We start from the raw sequence: 20,117 nt of genomic DNA, 5'->3' as shown, positions 1-20,117 counted from the left end.
GTGGACGCGAGTTAGAGGTCGTGGACGTCGCGCAGTTCGTCGAGGACGTTCTGCGCCCGTGAGTTGGCCCCGTCGTCGGGCGTCGCCGGCTCGTAGCCGTCGAACACCTGATTCACCATCCGAATCGAGTCGGCGAGCGCGTCGAGTCCGTACCCGCCTTCGAGCACGAACGCAATCGGCGCGCCGGAGTCCTCGGCGACTTCGGTGAGTCGGCGGGCGAGCAGCCCGTACCCCTCGGTCGAGACACGCATCCGCGAGATGGGGTCGTTCCGGTGGGCGTCGAACCCCGCGGAGACGATGAGCAGGTCGGGGTCGAATCGGTCGAGTGCTGGGTCGAGCAGGTCGTCGACGGCCGCGAGATACTCGGGGTCGCCACACCCCCCTGGATACGGAACGTTCAGCGTCGTGCCGAGCCCGTCGTCGCGTCCCTTCTCCTTCAGGTTGCCCGTCCCCGGGAACAGCCCGCGTTCGTGGATGGAGGCGTAGAACACGTCCGCGCGGTCGTAGAAGATGTTCTGGATGCCGTTGCCGTGGTGGACGTCCCAGTCGACGATGGCGACCCGCTCTGCGTCGCCGCGGTCGAGCGCGGCCTGGGCGGCGACGCCGGCGTTGTTGAAGAAGCAGAAGCCCATCGCGTCGGCGTACTCGGCGTGGTGGCCCGGCGGTCGTCCGATGGCGAACGGCGTCTCCCGGCCCTGCGAGCCGTCGAGCGCCGCCTCGCCGGCCCACGTCGCCAGCCCGGCGGCGGCGAGCGCCGCGTCCCACGTCGCCCCGACGGCGACGGTGTCGGCGTCCCACGTCCCCCCACCCTTTGCACAGAACGACTCGACCTCCGCGACGTAGTCGACGTCGTGGACGGCCTCGATCTGCTCGCGAGTCGCCGGCTCGCCCTCCTGATACGAGACGCCGTGCTCCTTCGAGAGCCCGCGACGGATGGCGCGCAGCCGGTCTGACGTCTCCGGGTGCCGGGGGCCGGTGTCGTGGCGGAGACAGACGTCGCGGTAGCCGAACCTCATTCCTGTTCGTAGTACGGGGCCAGCTCGAAGTAGGTTTCTACGTCCTCTGCCTTCACGGTCCGGCGGTCGGCGTGGTGCGCGAGGATGGCCGCCGCCGAGGCGACGGTGTCGGCGTACGATTCGAGCCGTCGCGCCAGCGCCACACGCGCGTCCATCGAGACGCGATACCGGTCGTCGATGTCGAGCCGGGCGATGCGGTCGACCGGCGCGATGGGGAGTTCGAGTTCGTCCTTGTCGCCCGGCTCCACGCCGAAGTCCTGGGCCATCAGAGTCTTTCTCCCCTCCGCCGTCGCCCGCTCGGCCGCCTCGACGGCGAGGGCAGCCCCTCGCTCCTGAATGCGACGGGCCAGTTCCTCGGCTGCGCCCGCGCTCACGCGGAGGTTCCCCGCGTTCCGACGGATGACTGTGTCTACCGGGGCGAACGGTAGCTCGACGCTCATACAATGCCGACAGGGCGAGACGGTCTTAATACCCCACCTTTTTGCACCTCGCTCGGCGCGGCAAAGCCGCACCTCGCTCGGGCAAAAACGGGATCAAAACGACACCGCAGGCTTCCCGCCACGAGCCGGAGGCTCGCGTTAGTCAGCTCGTGGTCCCGGACGCTCACTGCGTTCGCGTCCGGTGAACCGCTCGGCCCTCCGGGCCTCGCGGATGCTGTGGTCGATACAGAGGCCCGAATTATCACGTCGAGATATGTTCTGGCGAATGTCTGTCAGAAGCGTCGTGCGAGATACAGAGGCTGTAGTCAGCACGGGGACTGCGTTATGTTCTCCAAATGATCTCTGAATCAGCCGTTCGCTGAAAACTGCCCACTAACCAACTGTTTCGCACGAGACCGTATCTGAAGAATAGAGTTTCGAGAGCGCCTGTAGAGTAACGTCCAGTGGTGCTATTTCAGCGATCGGTTGTTTCAGTCGAACACCTGGTCCGGAATTCAAATCGTGCGCCCCCTTCCGTGCTGTCTGTGAGAGTGATGGCCCAGTCGTGAGCTTGGGCGATGCGGGAAACGATTGTGAGTCCAATACAGCTCCCGCTGTAGCCTGTCGTGTAGCCGTGATCGAACACGCTGTCACGTTCTTCGGGGGGAATACCGTCACCGGTATCTTCGACGTAGAAACCGTTCTCAAGCGGACCAACCCGGATAATCACATCCGTGCCGCCGTGACCAATCGCGTTCCGGAACAGGTTCTCGAAGAGGGTCGTGAGCTGGCTTGCAGCTCCGGTTACTGTACATGGGGTCGTTGACAGAGTTGCTGACCGCGTATCGATCAACTCCCACGCGTCGCGGGCTACCTCAGACACCGACACTGGTTCGTGGTTTTCGTCGGGGATGCCGTAACGTGCGAGGGCGGTGAGATCGGTGATGAGCTCCTGAATGCGAGTAAGTGACGTGTCGATCATTTCGAGGTGTGAGTCATCACCGGTTTCCCGAGATATGTCGAGATTCCCCACCGCAATTGATAACGGGTTGTGTAGATCGTGTGAGACCATACTGGCGAACTGTTCAAGCCGTTCGTTTTGGGCTTCTAACTCCGCTTCTCGCTCACGTAACGCCTGTTCGGTGTTGACCTGAGAGAGTGCAGTGGTAAGGTGGGCAGCAAGCAGTTCACCGATGGTTACGTCCTGTGAATCGAACTCCGAGGGGGTCGGTGACCCGGCCATCAAGATGCCGTACTCACCCAGCGGGAGGTACAACTCGCTGCGGATCGCTGACTCCGGGTTGTAGATATCTGCATCAGTCTGGATATCATCGATCGCTGTCGCGGTCCCATCCTTGAACACTCGCCACGCGATACTCTCCCCGTCACGAAACGTCGCGGAGAAGCGCGGTACCTGACTACGGCCACAATCCTCGCGCTTCGTGCGCCTCGGCGATGCGGGACAAAGCAACGATATAGGCTGCGCCACGCCAAGTGACATCGCGTTGCTCGAATTCTGATTGAACCGCATCCCAGGCAGCGTGCATCTCCGCTTCGAGCTCGTCGTTCACCCGTTCGATCGACCATGCTCGTCGATTGATGTCTTGGAGCCACTCGAAATAGCTTACCGTGACTCCACCAGCGTTGGCGAGAATATCCGGAATCACTACGACACCTCGCTCTGCAAGAATAGAATCGGCTGTCGAGGTCGTTGGGCCATTCGCACCTTCGACGACGAAATCCGCTGCAACCGTCTTTGCATTTTCCTTGGTGATCACGTTCCCCAGTGCTGCTGGGATGAGCACATCAACATCGAGCGTGAGCAACTCGACGTTCGATATGACGGTGTCAGCGTATTCAGTAACGGCTTCCGGCTTTTCGTCGTGTGACGGGACTGCGGTCGTGTCGACACCTTCTGGTTCGTACATCGCCCCATTCACGTCGCTGACTGCGACAACGGTCGCTCCCCACTTGTCGAGCAAGCGGGCCGCATTCGCCCCAACGCTCCCGTACCCTTGAACTGCAACCGTCGTCTCCTTGAGCTTGCGGTCGTAGTACTCACATGCCAACTTCGTGACGATCGCAACGCTCCGTCCAGGGGCTTCTTCACGGCCTTCACTACCACCGACCACCGGCGGCTTGCCGGTGACGACACCCGGTGTTGTCTCGCCTTCCTGCATCGAGTAGGCATCCATCAGCCACGCCATCGTCTGGGGATCCGTCCCCATATCGGGGGCAGGGATATCCTGGTTGGGGCCGATGACATCGCGTATTTCTTGTGCGAACCGGCGAGTGAGTCGTTCATTTTCGGCCGAACTGAGTCCCTTCGGGTTGACGGCAATGCCACCCTTGGCCCCACCGAAAGGCAGATCCATAACGGCACATTTCCAGGTCATCCACATACCGAGGCCGACACATTCGTCTCGGGTTACGTCAGGGTGGTACCGAAGCCCGCCTTTGAATGGACCCCTGACACTATCGTGCTGGGCTCGGTAGGCTGTGAACACCTCAACCGTACCATCGTCTCGCTTGATTGGGACCGTTACTTCGTGGACCTTCTTCGGATATTTGAGCCGTTCGACGATACTCGGGTCGATATCCAGGTGATTGGCAGCTTGATACAGCTGCCGGCGAGCCGTTTCGAGCGCCGATTCCGATTCGGACGGCTCCACGACATCACCAGATTCGTCACGGAGGGGGTCAGTTTGGGCTGCCATGGTTATTCCAGTGGGACCAGCCGATTTCGCATCGATCCACTACAATCGGGACACTGGCCAGGGCTGTTCTCTGCGATGATGATGGTGCCACAATTGAAGCACTCGTATGGAGTCTCTCCGTCGGGTTCGGGGTCGACATCTCTCATAGTGGGTCACGAGTGCCAGCATGGAATGCAGGGCACTCTATGCAGTCTAACAAGTGAATCAGCGAATAGCAGACGGTTAACAACCAAACCATCTCTAACGATGTGGGTTGGTTATTGAACCTCACCACTCCCCGGGATTGAGAAGTTGTTCTCCTCGAAGAGCGTTTCAAACAGTTTGCGTTGGACGATCCGGGCGTGTTTATAGAACGCCGGCGGGGAGATCCCGAGTGTCTCCGCAACGTCCTCGCCGGTGCTTTCGCGTGGCGATTCAAAGAAACCGCTGTAGTATGCCGTCTGGATCACCTCAAGTTGCCGCTCAGTCAACTTCTTGAGGAACTTCGAGTACAAGTCGTGTTCAATCGACTGATCCAGCGTCTGCTTCGAACGGAGTTCGGCAGTGGCGAACGTCTCCCGGACGAGCTGCGTAATCGTCCGGACGTCGATACTATCTGGAATGTCGATGACGAGTGTTGTGGACGTTGGGTCGGCAGTTGCCTTGCGGAAGACGGCACCGTGGTCGGCCAGCTCCATGGCGAGGTACGGCTGCGTGAGCCGAAGGCGTAAAACACCCCCCTCACTACCCGCGCTAATCTGTTGCACCTCGTCGACGCCGACCAACTGTGAGGCCGCGTCTGCGACCTCAGTTACTGCCCCGTCGTCGACGGTCACGAACACGTAGCTTCCCTCTGTGGACTGCTGGACCCCGCCCTGATACGAGAGTGTGCACCCCGCGTCTTTAGCGAGCCGTGTGAGGACGAACGCCGAATCGTCGATGGCAAATTCGACACGCGTCATGGACGTCGTGAGCAGCGCATTCTTCCGCTCGATCGCACTGAGAGCAGAAGCGATGGTTTCGCCGAGTTCACCTAATACAGCCTTCGTCATGTCGTCGAACGCGTCTTGGGCCGGTGCGTAGACAGTCAACACCCCGTACACGAGATCATTGTAGACGAGGGGGATACTCAATACAGAGAGGTAGTCACGAGCGAGTGCCTCCTTCCGCCACGGATCCTCGCGGAGTCCGGCGGCGACGTTCATCACCATCGTTACATCGCCGGTAGCCGCGGTCTGGCCGGCCGGCTCTACACCGGACGTATCGATAGCGAACACTTGGCTGTCCAAGTACCCCCGTTCGCTTCCGGCCCAGGCTCGTGGCTCGACGGCGTTGGTCGTCATGTCGACTGCTCCAATCCAAGCAAACCGGAACCGGTCATCGGCGGTCAACAGTTCACAGACCGTGTAATCGATTTCCTCACTCGTCTCAGCTTGCACGAGAGCTTGATCGATTTCCCGGATCGTCTCGTTGATACGATTCAGCGCGGTGAGCCGCTCGTTTTGTGCCTGAAGCGTGCGATCCTGTTCACGGAGACGGGACTCCCTCGTGACTCGATCGAGGGCAGCTTCAGCGGTTGCAGCGAGGAGATCGGCTAGTTCTCGGGTTACACCATCGAAGACACCGACCTGGTTCGAGCCAGCGATGAATACACCGTGGTTGCCGAGTGGAATATACGCTGCACTGCGAAGATCTGTCGCCCGGTTTTCGAGACGGTCTGCCTCGTGGATGTCATCAAAGAACAGCGCTTCGTCCTCGACGAAGCTATAACTCAGGAGCTGTTCCCCGTCGGCGTGGACCGTGGGGAGCGGTCCGTTGAGTTCTCTCATCGTTGCCGAGCGGGCCACGGGTCGTAGGTCGTTAGAGTCGCCATCGAAGAGATAGACAGCACTCGCCTCCAGATCGAGAACACCCGGTGTATCGTCAACGACGTGTTGGGCTATCTCCTGATGGGTTTCGGCGTACAGGAAATCACGGGCGGTCTCTTGGAGTGTCGTGAGCGCCTCCTCACGTTGCTTGCGTTTCGTGATATCTCGACAGCTGAAGAGAAGCGTCCCGTCCTGAATCGAGACCTCGCGAACGTTGACTAGGAGCGTGTGCTCACGACCTGCCTTGTCCGTCGCGGTCGTCTCGATGTTCTTTAGCACGCCCTCAGCTGTGAGCTCGTCGCGGTCGAATAGATCTGCACCCAGGAGATCGTCGATCGTCTCTCGCTCGTGAATTTCGTCGGCCGTGTAGCCGAATATGAAGTGAACGTTGGGGCAGACGTAGATGTACTCACCGTCTTCGTTCGTGATGAGGACGGTGTCGGTCATGTTGTTGAGTGTAACTCGATGGAGTTCCTCTGATTGACGGAGGTCACGTTCGAGAGTGACGCGCTCAGTGATGTCGACGCCCTCAACGATGATCGAAACGATGTCACCGCGATCATTCTCGACTGGGCGCACGGAGAGATCGATGACGCGTGGTTCCGCGATGTGTGATGGCTGTGTGACGACCACGTTGCTGAATCTCCCACCGAGTGCTTTCTCCACGATTTGTTGTACGTCCGTGTTCGTTGTATCGGGGTCTGTCCACCACGGAAGCGTCCAGAAGGGTTCACCAACGATCGTCTCGATATCTGCATCGACCATCTCTCTGGCAGTCTCATTCACGCGCTCAAGTGAGCCATCCGTGGCAAGGACCCACGTCGCAGTCCGTGAATCGTTGAATATCGCGTCAAACTGTCTGGCCCGCTCTCGCTGCGTGTTCGACCGCTGTGCGGTTCGGATCGCCTGCTCAACTCGCTCGGTGAGTTGGTCGATCATCTGTTCAGCCGGGTTCGTGAGTGCGATGTAATCGGTGACGCCGGCTTCAATTGCCTCGCTAGCGATCGTTTCGCTCCCGTCGGCGGTACAGAGTAGCACTGGAAGCACCGTGGTCTCTGTCCGGATTTCTCTGAGGAGTTCGAGTCCGGTCGCCCCGTCGAGTGCATACTCGCTGATGAGACAATCTGTGGTTCGCTCTCGAACGATTTCGAGCGCTTCCACTTTGCTCCCAACCGTCTGCACCGTCGCGCCAGTCCGTGCCTCAAGCGCCGCGGCAAATCGCGTGAGCCAGTCATCGGTTCCCACGAGCAACACCGTCGACAAATCGAGTACGGGAGAGGAATGAGCCATTATTCGGCCATGGTGGTACAGTGGACGCCTCTCTCGGCACCGATTCGAACTCTCCCCCAGGTCCGCTGCTGCCATGGGTTGGAATGCGCGTACATGGATGGTTAATCACCAAACTCTGCGTGACCAAAGAGGTTTGTTATCTAACCCACAGAGGAATGGGGGTCGATGCGTAAAAGGGAAACACGATATTCGGGACTCGCACAGTGTCCTGTCACTCCCCGATTTCCACACCCCACTGTCCGACCACACTTCCAAGTAATGCCTCCCCGACCTAGCACCACCGATCCCCAAGAGCCAGTCAGTAACGAACCGCGACACACGCATCCGTCGAGATGGCTGGTTGTAGCTGGAGCGAGTCTCATCTCGACAGGGTTGGCTGCCTATGAGATCGTCCCAGCGAGTGTCACCCCGGTTATTCGTGACTCGTTGGGTATCGGCCCGACGATCGCAGGCTTCCTCGTCGGAATCATGTTCGGCACCGCAGTGTTCGCAAGCCTCCCAACTGGAGCGGTGCTCGACCGAACAAATTCCAGAACTGCGATGGCCCTTGCAGTTCTCACACTCGTTGTTGCAGGGATTTGGGGATGGACCGCTGGGACGCGAGGGGACTACCGGTCAGTGATTGCATCACGGGCACTCGGTGGGGTAGCCTACGTCGTTGTCTGGAACGCCGGCATCGATATCGTGAGCCGGGCATCGACTAGCGAAAATCGGGCAACTGCTGTCGGCGTCTTCACCGCAAGTGGCCCTGTTGGATTTGCACTCGGGCAGGGAACCGGGCCACTGATTGCGCATCGATTCGAGTGGCCCGCAATCTTTGTCGCGTTCACGAGCCTCACAGTCGTCGGGCTTGCCTTGTTCTGGCCCACCAGTCGCGGTCTCGGGTCGAGCAGTGGAGACCCACCCTCTGTTCAGGAGTTCGGCGCGGTTCTTCGGAACCGAAAGGTGTGGTCAGTCGGGTTGCTCGGGTTTCTCAGCTATTCGTTATACCTGTTCGTGAATAGCTGGGGTGCGTCGTATCTCACGACCGAACTTGGACTGTCACTCGCAGTAAGCGGACTCTTGGTGGCAGTGTTCCCCGCGATTGGTGTAGTCTCCAGAATCAGTAGTGGACTCCTTTCTGACCGAGTCTTCCGTGGTCGCCGCCAACCCATCGTCCTCGGTTCCTTCGGAGTTGCTGCTCCACTAGTTCTCGTATTCACTCGGTTTCGATCTCTTCCACTGCTCGTTGCGCTCCTACTTCTCACCGGGTTTGCGGTTCAGCTCACGCTGGGCGTGTTGTTCACGTACGCTCGAGAGGTCGTCGATTCTCAGGTAGCTGCGACAGCCGTCGCGTTCCAGACGAGTGTTGGGCTGGCGGGAGCGTTTCTTGCACCCATTGTAGGCGGTGTTGTCATCAATCTGGCTGGGTTCGATTCGGCATTTTTACTCGCTGGATTTATCGCGGTTTTCGGAATCGCGGCCGCATGGCGGGCACCAGAGCCCGGCTACTCGTAGTTACAGGCTCAAAATTTCGAAAGGAGATAGGATAGGCGTGTTACATACACTCTCTGTATCGAACGATTCAGTCGGCTCGTTTTCGGCCACCCACTGGTGCCCGACTCGCGCCCTGTATGCAGCACGACTCCTGGGACATCGTCTGAACCTGATAGAACTTGCCGTGACGACTTCGCCACACACGATACCGGCCAACTCGCCGAGGAAGCTGTGAAATGTTTCCATCTATCATAGTCGACGTTCTCCATTACACAGCGTTCGATACAGAGGAGTAGACACCAGCTGTCGAAGGGTCGTCGCTTGCATCACTGCGACGCGTATCAGGAGCAGTCGATGGCTGCCTACGCCAGCTTCGACCAGGCGATTCCGAGCACGCCGCCGCAAAACAGCACCACGGCAAGGCTATCGCCGCCCCAGCCGAGTACTCCCCACCCGACCGGGGCGACGCCGAGCCCCATAAACGTCATCGCTGCTCGCAGGTGCCGACGAAACGTCCTCGGATACTCGGACGCGTCGACCGGGTAGGAAGGCCGCACGTCGTGGCGGCGCAGGTCGGATTTGACCGTCGTCTCGACGTTCAGGCGCTGGTAGGTCCCCACACCAAAGAACACGAGGCCGAAGACTACCATACCCCAGTTCATGGTCGGGTTTCCGACGAACTCTCCTTGTCAGTTGTGGCTGCTTGAAGGGCTGCTTCATCGTAGGCCATATACAGCGCGTAGCTGGCAACGACGACATCCACCGATTCCGCAACGTTCGGGTCGCGGAACGACCCGTGGCGAAACGAGACGTTCTCGATGCCGTGCGCTGCAGCTTTCTCACGGGTGTGCCGGGGGCACTAGTTTTTTCGGGGGCCCGGACGCGCCGGAGGCGTGTGAGAGTCACTTCGCGCAAAAGCTGCGTTAGAAGACCTCGTCGGCCTCCAGCCGGTCGTCCTTCATTTTCCCGCGTACGGTGACCTCCTCGCCGAGCTGGACGTTCGCGCTCGTGACGACCGTGACGGCCTGCTCGCCGTCGTCCAGCATGACGGGGTCGCCCGTCTGGACCACGGTGCCGGTGAACTCCGTCGTCTCGCCCGCCGCTGACTCCTCCGCGGTGTCGGTGCCGTTCGAGGAGGTGGACGGTGAGTTGCCGTCGGCGAACGCGCCGAGGCCCTGCTCGCTCGTGCCCCCGTCGTCCCCGTCGCTGCCGGCGTCCACGTCGCCCGTGGTGGCCGTCGCACCGTCGTCGAGCACGGAGATGGTGGAGCGCCAGCCCGCGGAGGCTTCGAGGTCGTCCTGCCAGCCGTCCTGAATCTCGACGTCGGCACACAGCACCTCGTCGCCGGGGCCGAGGTCCTTGTCAGCCTTGTCGCCCCACAGCGCCACACGGATGTCGCCCGTCGAGTCCTGCACGCGGATGTTCCGGACCTGCCCCTCGGAGCCATCGTCGCGGTCGAAGGTGCGCTTGGGGTCCGCCGAGCGCACGACGCCCGCGATGTCGACCGTCTGGCCGATTTCGACGCTCCCGATGTCCGTGGTCTCGGGAACGTACGTCACGTCCTCGTCGATCTCCTCGACCGCGCCGCGCGAGCCGACGTGGAGTTCGAGCGAGCCGTCGCGTTCGCGAACGTAGCCGTCGACGACCTCGACGGAGACGCCCTCTGCCAACTCGTCGGCGCGGTCGGCCTGCTCGTCCCAGAGCGTGACGCGCACGCGCCCTGTCTCGTCGCCGAGCGTGAGGTTCGCGACTTTCCCCTCGGAGCCGTCGTCGCGCGAGAACGTCCGAATCTCGTCGGTGCCGAGCACGCGCCCGACGAGGTTCACGTCCGACTGCCCGAGCGACAGCGCCTCGACGGTGGCGGTCTCGCCCACCTGCACGTCGATGTCGGTCTCGTCGTCGCCCTCGACGCGGTCGGCAGAGACTTCGAGGCCGTTGTACCCCTCCTTCGGACGGCCGCCGATGCGGAGCACCTGCCCGACCTCGAGTTGCTGTTCGGCGGCGTCGGCGTCCTCGTCCCAGAGGGCGACCCGGACGCGCCCCGTCTCGTCTGCGACCTCGATGTTGACGACCTTCCCGTCCTCGTCCTCGCCGTCGCGCTCGAAGGTGCGCACGTCGCCGACGGACAGCACCTTGCCGACGAACTTCACCTCGTCCATGCCGGCTTCGATGTCCGCGATGCCCTCGACTTCGCCCTCGGTGAGGTCGTGCGCGATGAGCATCGCCGCCGTCTCCTCGTCCGCGAGTCCCCCCATCTGTTCGACCTTGGCCTCGACGGCCTCGCGGAACTCCTCGAGCTCCACGTCCGCCTCCAGATCCTCGTAGATATCCTCGATAGCGCCCATTCCTACAGGTGGCATGGCTGCGCCCCGATTAAGTATTGTCGTTGCTCGTGGGCAGTCCCGCTGTCCGTCGGTTTCTGGTTCGGCTCGGTCGTCGTCATGCGATGGGGTGTGTCGGTATGCTACTTGAACCCTCGGCGGGGGTCGAACCGTAACCCCTTTACCCGCAACCGGGATACGGATAGTTGAGTCCTGATAGGGTAGTGGACTATCCTCCTGGCTTGCGGAGCCAGGGACCGGAGTTCAAATCTCCGTCAGGACGTTTCTGTCGCGAGCAACGAAGCGAGCACCGCGTAGCGTGTGCTCGCAGCCTGCGAGCGACGAACGTCGCAGAGATTTGCGCAGGGAGCAGCTCCGCTGCGACCGTGTTCAAATCTCCGTCAGGACGTTCACTTCGTTCACGACCTGACGTGGTCACGCTCACGTCCGTTCGCGTGACCTCCGTCAGGACGGTTCTGTTCAGGACCACACGATGAGCGGCGCGAGTCGTCATCCTTCCCAAGGGTCCACGCGGAGTTGTCGGCAGGGAGTGAGCGGAGCGGCCACGGTTGAACCATGTCGGACCGGACGTACCCCAACCGAGGCGCGTCAAACGAACCCCCACAGCCTCATTACATCGCCGGACGAAGCGCCGACCATGCTGTTACAACTGGGCATCCCGGGCGGCCCCGAACTGGTGCTGTTCAACATCATCGTCGCGCTCGTCGTCGCGTACTTCACCTACAGAGACGCCGAGAAGCGGCCGGGCGTCAACGCGACGCTCTGGGCAGCCATCATGGGGCTCGCTTCCCTCCTGCTCAACCTTCTCGGATTCATCATCGTGTTCGCCGTCTACTACTTCCTCGTCGTGCGGGACTGACGGTCGCACGACTGCCCTTCGACTGTTCTGGGACGCGCTTCACTCGTTCCCGCGGTGCTCGTGAGTCGCTCCCTGCGGTCGCTCCCGCTCGCTCAATCGGCGCTCTCGCGCTGCTCGGGCTCTCGCATCTGATAGAGGACGAGGCCGACGAACGACATGACCTGCGTGCCGTCGGCGTACACCGTCGCTCCCGAGCGCACGAGCCCGATTCCGGGCATGTAGTTCGGCTCCTTGTCGAGCACCTCGGTCTCGACGGTGAGCGTGTCACCTGGGCGAACCGGCTGGCTCCACCGGAGGTCGTCCACGCCGACCGCGCCCGTCGCCTTCGACTCGGCCATCACGTTGTCGACGAGCATGCGCATCGTCATCGACGCGGTGTGCCAGCCGGAGGCGATGAGCCCGCCGAACATCGACTGCTCGGCCGCCGCCTCGTCGACGTGGAACGGCTGGGGATCGTACTGCTCGGCGAACTCCAGGACCTCCGGTTTCGTCACCTCGTAGCTGCCGAATTCACGCGTATCGCCGATCTCCAGGTCCTCGAAGTACTCCTCGGGCATCGTCGGAGGGGCGTACGGGCCGACGATAAACGTTCGCCGGGCTTTAGCCGGCTGCCTCACTACGGATGGTATGGACACCGTGGACGAGACGTCGGGCCTCGACGACGCCCTCCGAGCCGGCATCGCGGTCCACAACGCCGGCTTCTACCACGCCGCGCACGACGCGTGGGAGGCGCGGTGGCTCGACCTCGACGCGGGCGCCGAGAAGGACTTCCTGCAGGGGCTCATCCAGTTCACGGCCGCGGCGCACCACGCCTATGCCCGGAACTGGGAAGGTGCGACCGGCCTCGCCGCGAGCGCACAGGGCTATCTCGCGGCCCTCCCGAGCGACTACGAAGGCGTGAACGTCGGCACGGTTCGCGACTGGCTGGCGCGGCTCGAACGTGACCCCGAACTGGTCGAGCGCGAACCGGTGCTCGAACTCACACTTGGGGGAGAGGCGGTCGGACTTGTCGACCTCGAGTACCCGGCGGTCGCCATCGCCGCCCCGCTCGTGGCCGAGGCGATGGGATACGACGAGGAACTGCTCGAGCAGGGCGCCGAGTACGCGCTCGCCGACCTCGCAGACGAACAGGTGAGCAGTCCGTTCGTCACGCTCGTCCTCGACTTCCTGACGAGCGATCGGCGCCCGATTATCGTCCAGCGGCTCGAACAGCACGTCGACCGCCGGCAGGCAAAGGAGAGCGACGTGGCGGGGCTGTTCGACTGATTCGAGCGTCGAACTGGGCGCGAGGGATATATCTTCACGTGACCTGTACGTGGCATGAATTCGACGAGCAGGCGGACAGTCCTCCAGACGACCGGTGCCCTCGTGGCTGCGGGCACACTGCCGACGGCGGCACTCGCGAAGCCCGGGAGCGGCAAGGGGAACGGTGGCGAGACTGGCGGGAGTGACGGCGGCGACAGCGCGAGCGTGACCGTCGCCGACTCGGTGTCGAGCGCCGCGCACTGCGGCCTCCCGGCGGCGGTCCGGTCGGCAGTCGGCGTGGCCGTCGGCCACCAGCTCCGGCTGTGGGTCGACGGAACCTGTGCCGTCTACACGGTCGAGCACACCGACGAGCGCACGGTCGTCGTCTCCCGGGCGGGCGCACGGCGGCTCGGTGTCGGCGGCAAGCGGTTCCGGGCGACCCTCGACCCGCAGGTCATCCACCCGACGTACGACCTCGCGACGGCCGAACGCGAGGGGGAGTTCGTCGAGCGGCTCGTCGGTGGGGGTGACGTCGTCGCGTGTGCGCCGCACGGCGGCTACATCGAGTACGGCACCGACCTGCAGGCACGCCGGGTCGCGGACCGGCTCGGAGCCACGGCGTGGTACTGCGCCGGCTGGTCGCCCGGCGGTGGTGCGTACGACCGGTGGCACGTCACCTCGACGGCGATCCACCCCGCGTCGTTCCCGGCACTCGCGAGCGTCGCCGACGGCGGGTTCCGCTACGCCGTCGCGTTCCATGGCTGGTCGAACGACGGCGTCGGCATCGGCGGAACAGCCCCCGAGTCCGTGCTCGCAGCGGTCCGCGACGCCGTCGCCGCGGTCGTCGACGACGAACCGGTGTTTCTGGTCACGGCTCCGGCGTACGGGGGCACCAACCCCGACAATCTGGTGAACTGGCTGTCCGGAGGGCAGGGAATCCAACTCGAACAGAGCCGGACTGCCCGGACGACGTACGGAACGGCCATCGCGGACGCGGTGACCGACGTGCTCGCGTCGGCGTAGTCAGTACGGTGGGAGTTCGACCGTCCCACCAGCGGCTCGTCGCTCGACCTCCGAGACGAGGTGCCGCATGAACGGGTGGACGGTGTTCGCCATGAACATCACGGGCTGTCCCTCCGCGAGCAGGTCGTCGAGCACGTCGCTCGCCGAGCGCGTGTCGGTGTCGTGCTGGGTCGCCGGCACGTCGACGTTCCGGGCGAACACACCGGTGTACGCGCCGCCGACGTGGACCCGGTCGATGAGTTCGCGGTCGGCGAGCAGATTGACGTACTCGACGAACGAGGCGGTGCGGCCCCGCCGGTCGGCCCGGAGGAAGACGAACGGGACGACGAGTTCGGCGTCGTCACCGGTGCCGGCGAGCAGTCGCCGGAACAGTTCGGTGCTCTCGATCTCGTTCACCTTCGCCGCGTTGAACACGCGGCCCTCGGGCAGATGCGTCCACTCGGGCTGGATACCCTCGAGCAGCGACCGGATGCGCTCTTCGGGGAGGGGTGGCTCGTCGGCGTACTCGAGGACGTGGTCGATCGCGTGGACCGTCTCCGCCCCGACGAAGTCGGTGTGTTCGTCCGGTATCTCGACCTGCTCGATGGTGGCGCCACGTTTCTCGATCTCCCGGCGAAGGTAGTCGTGGATGACCGGGTGCTGCTCGCCGCTGATGACGTGACAGCCGTTGGGGACCGACCGGGCGAACGACCGGGCGATGGTCTGTCGGCGCTTTCCGAGCGTGTCGTTGTGGTCCTGTCGGACGTTACAGAACACGAGGACGTTCGGCCGGAGGTACTGCTCGTTGACCACCCGCATCGTGTACTCGGTGATGGCCTGATTCTCCATGATGACGACGTCCTCGGGGGCGGTTCGGGCGAGTTGTGGGAGGAACTCGCGGACGAGGTTGAGGTTCTCGTACAGCGTCACGCGTGGCCCCTTCCGCTGAATGGGACTCTGGACGCCGTTGTGGAACGAGGTCGGGTGGTCGCCGGTGATTTTGGTGTACGTGTCGTAGCCGCGCTCGGTGAACACCTGTCCGAGGAGCTTCGCGGTCGACGACTTCCCCCTGATGCCGGAGACGCCGATGCGGAGATGGGCGCTGTCGAGGTGCTCGCGGTGTCGCGATCCCCGGTTGAGGAACGCCCGGGGGCGGTCGAGCAGGTCGTAGCTCCCGAGTCGCTGCCCGCCGTAGGTGAGGCCGCGGTCAAGCAGGCTCACGCGCCGTCACCTTCCGAGAGTACCGAGGCCGACAGCACCGCCTCGTCGCTCGGCGACGTGGTCCGCCAGCGCCTGGCGATGAGAAGGCAGACGACCACGACGAGCGCGGCGACCCCCACCTCGACGACGCCGAACGTCTGGAGGACCCCAGCTTCGAACGGTGTGATGACGAGCCGGACGCACACGAGCATGATGGCGAACACGGCCACCGCAAGCAGGAACTGCTGGCGGCGCTCCACGGGCGGAGTCGCGTGGGCTGCGTACGCGTCGACGCCCGCGAGGACCCCGACGAACAGCGCGGAGAACCCCCGCTCGATGGGGAGAACCAGTGTGAGCGCGAGTGCGACGAGCACCCCGATGCCACAGGCCAGCGAGATGAGCACCCGGCCGTACAGCAGGGTGGTGTGGTGGACCAGCCACGTCGCCGCGAGCGCCGCGACCAGAGAGAACGCGAAGAGGACCAGCAGCCACCGACTCGTCAGGCCGAACAGCGCGAGCAGCGCCAGCGAGACGATGCCGATTCGGATACCGAACTGTCGCCTGACGAGTTCCGCGAGTACGAACCCGACGCCGAGCAGGGCGACGACCACCATACGCGCCCCGATCTGCGGAGCCAGCCGCCCCGTGACGACGGCGTCGCGCAGGAGCGCGATGTCCGACGTGCGGCTGAACAGTACCAGCGGCGTCAGGTCGCCGACACGCCGGGCGACCCACGGGTCGACGAGCAACGCACCCAGCAGCACGATGCCGACGAACAGTCCCGTGGCGTACACGAGGTCCTGCCGTCGGTACTCGGGTTTCGTCTGCTGGACGTTGAACGCGGCGAGGCCGGGGAGGATGCTGCCGACGAACAGCACCGAGTTCGGCTGAATCTGGTCGGGAAACAGCACACGGAGTCCAAGATACGCAGCGAGCGGGAGTATCGACCCCACGACCAGCGCGACGACGAACTCGTCGCGGCCGTACACGAGCGTCCGCCGCTTCACCGACCGGAGGATGACGTACGCGACCACGGTGCTCACGAGGAACACCGGGAGCGCGACGAACTCCTTGAGCGAATACACCGCGAGCGTCGGAATCACAACCGTCCCCCCGATTCGAAGACCTTTCAGTTGAGTGATGGCGGCGACACCGAAGAAACCCAGAGTCGCCACCAACGTCGCAACAAGCATCTGAACGTGAAAGGCGACGAACGGTGGAGGGATAAAGGGGAGGACGTCAGCCCAGCAACGGCACGAACCGCACCCCACCGTGGTTCGTGCGGTGCCAGTCGTCGCCGTCGTGGTCGTACAGGTAGAGCGTCTGTGAGCGGTCGCCGACGGGTGCGAGCAGGCGGCCCCCCTCTCGCACCTGTTCGAACAGCGCGTCGGGCACCTCGCTCGCGGCACAGGTGAGATAACAGGCGTCGTACGGGGCGTGTTCGTGCCAGCCCTCGCGGCCGTCGCCCGCCCGAACGCGAACGTCGTAGCCGAGTCGGTCGAATCGCTCGCGCGCCGTCTCGGCGAGACGCTCGTGGTACTCGACGGAGTAGACCTGTCCGGCGAGTTCGCTCGTCACCGCTGCGTGGTAGCCACAGCCCGTCCCGATTTCGAGGACGCGGTCCGCTGGGGAAACGTCGAGCAACTCGGCCATGATGGCGACCATGTGCGGCGCGGAGATGGTCTGCCCCTCGCCGATTTCGAGCGGTCGGTCGGCGTACGCCTCCCGCACGCTCACACCGGGGACGAACTCGTGGCGCGGAACGTTCCTGAGTGCGGCGGCGACCCGCTCGTCGCTGATGCGGCCCCTGTCGACGAGATCGTCGACCATGCGGTCGCGGGCCGCGGCGGTGTCCATGCTACCAGGCCGACCAGGCGGTCGAGGTCTGGTCGCGGCCGTAGACGCGCTTGAGGTCCTTCGCGAACGCCATGTCCCCGTCGTGGTCGAACTGCTGACGCATGTACCCCTCGGCGTCGTTGCGGACGACGAGCCCCTTCACCTCGAACTTCTCCTCGCCGTGCTCGACGATGTCACCAACGACGAACTTCTCGTCACCGGGGACCTGGAGTTCGAGCGAGCGCGTCTCCTCACGCTTGGTGTCCTTCGGGTGGAGCGTCAGGTTCACCGTGACGTTTCCGACTGCTCGTGTCCAGATAGTCTGGACGTCCTCGGCGGGAACGCGGTCGACGCGCTCCTCGCTCTCCTTCTGCAGTGAGGTGATGCGGACCTGCATGATGGCTTCGGGGGTGTCGAGCAGGAACTCGTCGCCCGTCTCTAACTCTTCGTCGGGTTCGAGTTCGTATCTCGCCGTAAAGGACTCGCCGTCCTGCGAGACGACGACCTGCCGCTCGATCGTTTCGGGACCCGAGAGGTCCTCCTTGTGGACGTGGCTACACTCCGTACAGCGGACGGTGGCGAGCCCACCCTCCTTCAGCACCTCGTGGGCGGTCGGCGCGTCCGGCGAACAGGACGGACACGTGACCGCGACGCGTGACGTACTCATTGCCGGTGCTACCGTCCGCTGACGTAAAAGGGCGTGGAATGGTGTGTGAGTGCCTCAGACGCCCCTCGGGAGATCTACCTCCTCCCCGTCCACGTACACGGTCGGCTCCCGAAGCACGCCGTCGGAGTGAATCGGCGCGTCGGTGTCCCCACCGATGGAGGCGTCGTCGCCCACGGCGATGTGGACCGTCCCGCCGGCCTTCTCGTCCAGTAGCACCGAGCCCGAGAGCTCGGTGACGGCGACGTTCGTCCCGATGCCGAGTTCCGCGAGGTTGTAGGCGTCCTGGCCGACCTCCTCGGCCGCAGTCTCGAACTCCGCGGCCACCTCCGGGTCGTCGATGTTCGTGACGTAGCCGTCGTCGACCTCGAACGTCACGGTCTGGCCCTCCTCCAAGAGGTCGTGCGGGCGGATGGTGCCGTCGACGACGTATCGACCAGAGGCGCTCGACGGCGAGATGAACACCTCGCCCGCAGGGAGGTTCGAGAAGTCACCCGGCTCGTGGACGATACCCGTGTCCGAGAGCCACTCGCGGCCCTCGAACTCGAAGGTGATGTCGGTGCCCTGTGGGGAGGTGACTCGGACCTCGTCGGCGTCGGCGACCTTCTCGAGCATCGCGTCACACTCGGCGGCGATCTCGTCGTAGTCGGCGTCGAGTCCCGTCGTGAACACGGTCTCGGTGATGCCCGGGAGCGTCGCACCGCGCGCCCCCGCCTCGCAGGCGTTCTGCCGGGCGCGCGTGTGTGAGAGCGACTTGCTGGTGGGTGCGAGGAACACGTCGGCCTCCTTCAGGGCGGCCGCGACCGTGTCGTCGGGCTCCTCGCCGTGCTGTGAGAGCGGCGGATACTGCATGAGGACGGCGTCGTCGGTCACGGCACGGGCGGCCTCGTACAGCACGCGACCGATCGGTTCGCGCTTGTCGTCAGTGACGACGAGACACGACTCGTCGGATTCCAGCGCGAGACACTGCCGAACTGCGGTGCGGGCGGGCGCGGAGAGGTCGGTCATAGCCGGGGGTTCGGTCGGGGGCCGTTTGACGGTTGTCCTTCCTTCCTTATCGGCCGAGTAATCGGGGTTAGGGACGCGGAAAGGGCCGTGGAGTCTCGAAACGATTAACCCGGACGCCACGCGACCCACGCGTATGATTCAGGTCGGCATCAACGGCTACGGCACCATCGGGAAGCGCGTGGCCGACGCAGTCGAAGCACAGCCGGACATGGAACTCGTCGGCGTCGCCAAGACGCGCCCCAACCACGAGGCCGAGACGGCCGTCGAGAAGGGCTATCCGCTCTACTACGCCGTCGACGAGCGCGAACACCTGTTCGGGGAGGCCGGCATCGAGGTGGCGGGCCCGGTCGAGGAGCTGGTCGCGGCGAGCGACGTGGTGGTCGACGCCTGTCCCTCGGGCATCGGCGAACAGAACAGCGCGATGTACGACGAGTACGACACGCCCGCGCTGTATCAGGGCGGTGAAGACGCCGACTTCGTCGACGCCTCGTTCAACGCCCGCTCGAACTTCGCCGAGGCCGAGGGCGCCGACCACGTCCGCGTCGTCTCGTGTAACACGACCGGGCTGTCGCGACTGCTCGCACCGCTCCAGGAGGCGTACGGCGTGGAGAAGGCCCGCGTCACGCTCGTGCGTCGGGGTGGGGACCCCGGCCAGACGGGTCGCGGTCCGATCAACGACATCCTCCCGAATCCGGTGACGCTCCCCAGCCACCACGGCCCGGACGTGAACACCATCTTCCCCGACCTGAACATCGACACGCTCGGGATGAAGGTGCCGGCGACGCTGATGCACACCCACAGCGTGAACGTCCAGCTCGAGGAGGTCCCCAGCGAAGACGAGGTGCGCGACCTGCTCGCCGCCGAGGACCGGCTGTTCCTGATTCCGCCCGCGTACGACATCGACGGCGCGGGCAAGCTCAAGGAGTTCGCGATGGACCGTGGCCGTCCCCGGGCCGACATCTGGGAGAACTGCATCTGGGAGGAGTCCATCTCAATCGAAGACGACGACCTCTACCTGTTCCAGGCCATCCACCAGGAGTCCGACGTGGTGCCCGAGAACGTCGACGCCATCCGGGCCGTCCTCGGGGAAGCGGACGCCGCCGAGTCGATGGCCCGCACGGACGAGGCGATGGGCGTCGGGTTCTGAGCCGCCACGACCCGGGGCGAGTCAACGTCTGACACGGTCAGAAGGCTTT

The 20,117-nt window shown here is 63.8% G+C and carries 19 protein-coding genes and 1 tRNA gene; 6 read left to right on the top strand and 14 right to left on the bottom strand.

The genetic code is table 11. The features are described from left to right. Positions 1-11: 11 nt before the first annotated feature. The 6 genes from NL126_RS09615 to NL126_RS09585 all read right to left on the bottom strand — a co-directional run bounded on the left by NL126_RS09615 (position 12) and on the right by NL126_RS09585 (position 7,289). A complete protein-coding gene (locus tag NL126_RS09615) occupies positions 12-1,016 on the bottom strand; it encodes a histone deacetylase family protein (RefSeq protein WP_255198701.1) in 1,005 nt (334 codons plus the stop codon). Further along, positions 1,013-1,456 carry a histone gene (locus tag NL126_RS21970; RefSeq protein WP_286670844.1) on the bottom strand — a complete coding sequence of 148 codons (444 nt, stop codon included), beginning with the start codon at positions 1,454-1,456 and terminating at the stop codon, positions 1,013-1,015. Before NL126_RS21970 ends, NL126_RS09615 begins: the two co-directional genes overlap by 4 nt. A gap of 454 nt (positions 1,457-1,910) precedes the next feature. Then, positions 1,911-2,936 carry a sensor histidine kinase gene (locus tag NL126_RS09600; RefSeq protein ID WP_255198700.1) on the bottom strand — a complete coding sequence of 342 codons (1,026 nt, stop codon included), beginning with the start codon at positions 2,934-2,936 and terminating at the stop codon, positions 1,911-1,913. After that, entirely contained in the window at positions 2,854-4,152 is a 1,299-nt protein-coding gene (gene gdhB / locus NL126_RS09595) for a glutamate dehydrogenase GdhB (protein ID WP_255198699.1), read from the bottom strand. The genes NL126_RS09600 and gdhB overlap by 83 nt, the downstream gene beginning before the upstream one ends. Before the next feature lie 2 nt (positions 4,153-4,154). Next, complete coding sequence (locus NL126_RS09590; RefSeq protein ID WP_255198698.1) at positions 4,155-4,298, bottom strand: rubrerythrin-like domain-containing protein; 144 nt, start codon at positions 4,296-4,298, stop codon at positions 4,155-4,157. A 111-nt stretch (positions 4,299-4,409) separates the two neighbouring features. Then, positions 4,410-7,289 (bottom strand): bacterio-opsin activator domain-containing protein, encoded by a 2,880-nt coding sequence (locus NL126_RS09585; RefSeq protein WP_255198697.1) that lies wholly within the window; start codon positions 7,287-7,289, stop codon positions 4,410-4,412. Between the two features lie 258 nt (positions 7,290-7,547). Here NL126_RS09585 and NL126_RS09580 point away from each other — a divergent pair, with 258 nt between their 5' ends. Next, positions 7,548-8,786 (top strand): MFS transporter, encoded by a 1,239-nt coding sequence (locus tag NL126_RS09580; RefSeq protein ID WP_255198696.1) that lies wholly within the window; start codon positions 7,548-7,550, stop codon positions 8,784-8,786. Between the two features lie 341 nt (positions 8,787-9,127). On the opposite strand, the gene NL126_RS09575 is transcribed toward NL126_RS09580, so the two are convergent. Both NL126_RS09575 and NL126_RS09570 read right to left on the bottom strand, forming a co-directional pair. Beyond that, entirely contained in the window at positions 9,128-9,415 is a 288-nt protein-coding gene (locus tag NL126_RS09575; protein ID WP_255198695.1) for a hypothetical protein, read from the bottom strand. Positions 9,416-9,688: 273 nt separating this feature from the next. After that, a complete protein-coding gene (locus NL126_RS09570; protein WP_255198831.1) occupies positions 9,689-11,110 on the bottom strand; it encodes a single-stranded DNA binding protein in 1,422 nt (473 codons plus the stop codon). A gap of 186 nt (positions 11,111-11,296) precedes the next feature. On the opposite strand from NL126_RS09570, the gene NL126_RS09565 reads away from it, so the two are divergent. Together NL126_RS09565 and NL126_RS09560 are read left to right on the top strand one after the other, a co-directional pair. After that, positions 11,297-11,369, top strand: a tRNA-Arg gene (locus tag NL126_RS09565). Between the two features lie 375 nt (positions 11,370-11,744). Next, the gene (locus tag NL126_RS09560) at positions 11,745-11,966 is read left to right on the top strand and encodes a hypothetical protein (RefSeq protein ID WP_255198694.1); all 222 of its coding nucleotides are present in this window, start codon (positions 11,745-11,747) and stop codon (positions 11,964-11,966) included. A gap of 92 nt (positions 11,967-12,058) precedes the next feature. Here the strand turns inward: NL126_RS09560 and NL126_RS09555 are convergent, their stop codons facing one another. After that, a complete protein-coding gene (locus NL126_RS09555; RefSeq protein ID WP_255198693.1) occupies positions 12,059-12,523 on the bottom strand; it encodes a MaoC family dehydratase in 465 nt (154 codons plus the stop codon). A gap of 70 nt (positions 12,524-12,593) precedes the next feature. Here NL126_RS09555 and NL126_RS09550 point away from each other — a divergent pair, with 70 nt between their 5' ends. After that, positions 12,594-13,232, top strand: coding sequence for a DUF309 domain-containing protein (locus NL126_RS09550; RefSeq protein WP_255198692.1), 639 nt, complete (start codon positions 12,594-12,596; stop codon positions 13,230-13,232). Positions 13,233-13,286: 54 nt separating this feature from the next. Next, the gene (locus tag NL126_RS09545; RefSeq protein ID WP_255198691.1) at positions 13,287-14,234 is read left to right on the top strand and encodes a poly-gamma-glutamate hydrolase family protein; all 948 of its coding nucleotides are present in this window, start codon (positions 13,287-13,289) and stop codon (positions 14,232-14,234) included. Here the strand turns inward: NL126_RS09545 and NL126_RS09540 are convergent, their stop codons facing one another. The 5 genes from NL126_RS09540 to NL126_RS09520 all read right to left on the bottom strand — a co-directional run bounded on the left by NL126_RS09540 (position 14,235) and on the right by NL126_RS09520 (position 18,921). Beyond that, positions 14,235-15,434: a Mur ligase family protein gene (locus NL126_RS09540; protein WP_255198690.1), complete on the bottom strand. Its 1,200-nt coding sequence runs from the start codon at positions 15,432-15,434 to the stop codon at positions 14,235-14,237. Continuing rightward, positions 15,431-16,588, bottom strand: a complete 1,158-nt coding sequence (locus NL126_RS09535) for a poly-gamma-glutamate biosynthesis protein PgsC/CapC (protein ID WP_255198689.1) — start codon at positions 16,586-16,588, stop codon at positions 15,431-15,433. The genes NL126_RS09540 and NL126_RS09535 overlap by 4 nt, the downstream gene beginning before the upstream one ends. A 64-nt stretch (positions 16,589-16,652) precedes the next feature. Further along, positions 16,653-17,270, bottom strand: coding sequence for a protein-L-isoaspartate(D-aspartate) O-methyltransferase (locus tag NL126_RS09530; RefSeq protein ID WP_255198688.1), 618 nt, complete (start codon positions 17,268-17,270; stop codon positions 16,653-16,655). A gap of 1 nt (position 17,271) precedes the next feature. Next, entirely contained in the window at positions 17,272-17,916 is a 645-nt protein-coding gene (locus tag NL126_RS09525; protein ID WP_255198687.1) for an HVO_0476 family zinc finger protein, read from the bottom strand. 54 nt (positions 17,917-17,970) lie between these two features. Further along, entirely contained in the window at positions 17,971-18,921 is a 951-nt protein-coding gene (locus NL126_RS09520; protein ID WP_255198686.1) for an aminopeptidase, read from the bottom strand. 133 nt (positions 18,922-19,054) lie between these two features. Here NL126_RS09520 and NL126_RS09515 point away from each other — a divergent pair, with 133 nt between their 5' ends. Continuing rightward, positions 19,055-20,068, top strand: coding sequence for a type II glyceraldehyde-3-phosphate dehydrogenase (locus tag NL126_RS09515; RefSeq protein WP_255198685.1), 1,014 nt, complete (start codon positions 19,055-19,057; stop codon positions 20,066-20,068). The last annotated feature ends 49 nt before the right edge of the window (positions 20,069-20,117 follow it).

The organism is Halorarius litoreus (genome assembly GCF_024362405.1).
GTDB lineage: Archaea > Halobacteriota > Halobacteria > Halobacteriales > Haloarculaceae > Halorarius > Halorarius litoreus.
This window is presented reverse-complemented; position numbering and strand designations above follow the sequence as displayed.

Coding starts and splice junctions, on each gene's coding strand:
- NL126_RS09615 (WP_255198701.1), bottom strand. CDS start 1,016: ATGAGGTTCGGCTACCGCGACGTCTGTCTCCGCCACGACACCGGCCCC.
- NL126_RS21970 (WP_286670844.1), bottom strand. CDS start 1,456: ATGAGCGTCGAGCTACCGTTCGCCCCGGTAGACACAGTCATCCGTCGG.
- NL126_RS09600 (WP_255198700.1), bottom strand. CDS start 2,936: ATGTCACTTGGCGTGGCGCAGCCTATATCGTTGCTTTGTCCCGCATCG.
- gdhB (WP_255198699.1), bottom strand. CDS start 4,152: ATGGCAGCCCAAACTGACCCCCTCCGTGACGAATCTGGTGATGTCGTG.
- NL126_RS09590 (WP_255198698.1), bottom strand. CDS start 4,298: ATGAGAGATGTCGACCCCGAACCCGACGGAGAGACTCCATACGAGTGC.
- NL126_RS09585 (WP_255198697.1), bottom strand. CDS start 7,289: ATGGCTCATTCCTCTCCCGTACTCGATTTGTCGACGGTGTTGCTCGTG.
- NL126_RS09580 (WP_255198696.1), top strand. CDS start 7,548: ATGCCTCCCCGACCTAGCACCACCGATCCCCAAGAGCCAGTCAGTAAC.
- NL126_RS09575 (WP_255198695.1), bottom strand. CDS start 9,415: ATGGTAGTCTTCGGCCTCGTGTTCTTTGGTGTGGGGACCTACCAGCGC.
- NL126_RS09570 (WP_255198831.1), bottom strand. CDS start 11,110: ATGGGCGCTATCGAGGATATCTACGAGGATCTGGAGGCGGACGTGGAG.
- NL126_RS09560 (WP_255198694.1), top strand. CDS start 11,745: ATGCTGTTACAACTGGGCATCCCGGGCGGCCCCGAACTGGTGCTGTTC.
- NL126_RS09555 (WP_255198693.1), bottom strand. CDS start 12,523: ATGCCCGAGGAGTACTTCGAGGACCTGGAGATCGGCGATACGCGTGAA.
- NL126_RS09550 (WP_255198692.1), top strand. CDS start 12,594: ATGGACACCGTGGACGAGACGTCGGGCCTCGACGACGCCCTCCGAGCC.
- NL126_RS09545 (WP_255198691.1), top strand. CDS start 13,287: ATGAATTCGACGAGCAGGCGGACAGTCCTCCAGACGACCGGTGCCCTC.
- NL126_RS09530 (WP_255198688.1), bottom strand. CDS start 17,270: ATGGACACCGCCGCGGCCCGCGACCGCATGGTCGACGATCTCGTCGAC.
- NL126_RS09525 (WP_255198687.1), bottom strand. CDS start 17,916: ATGAGTACGTCACGCGTCGCGGTCACGTGTCCGTCCTGTTCGCCGGAC.
- NL126_RS09520 (WP_255198686.1), bottom strand. CDS start 18,921: ATGACCGACCTCTCCGCGCCCGCCCGCACCGCAGTTCGGCAGTGTCTC.
- NL126_RS09515 (WP_255198685.1), top strand. CDS start 19,055: ATGATTCAGGTCGGCATCAACGGCTACGGCACCATCGGGAAGCGCGTG.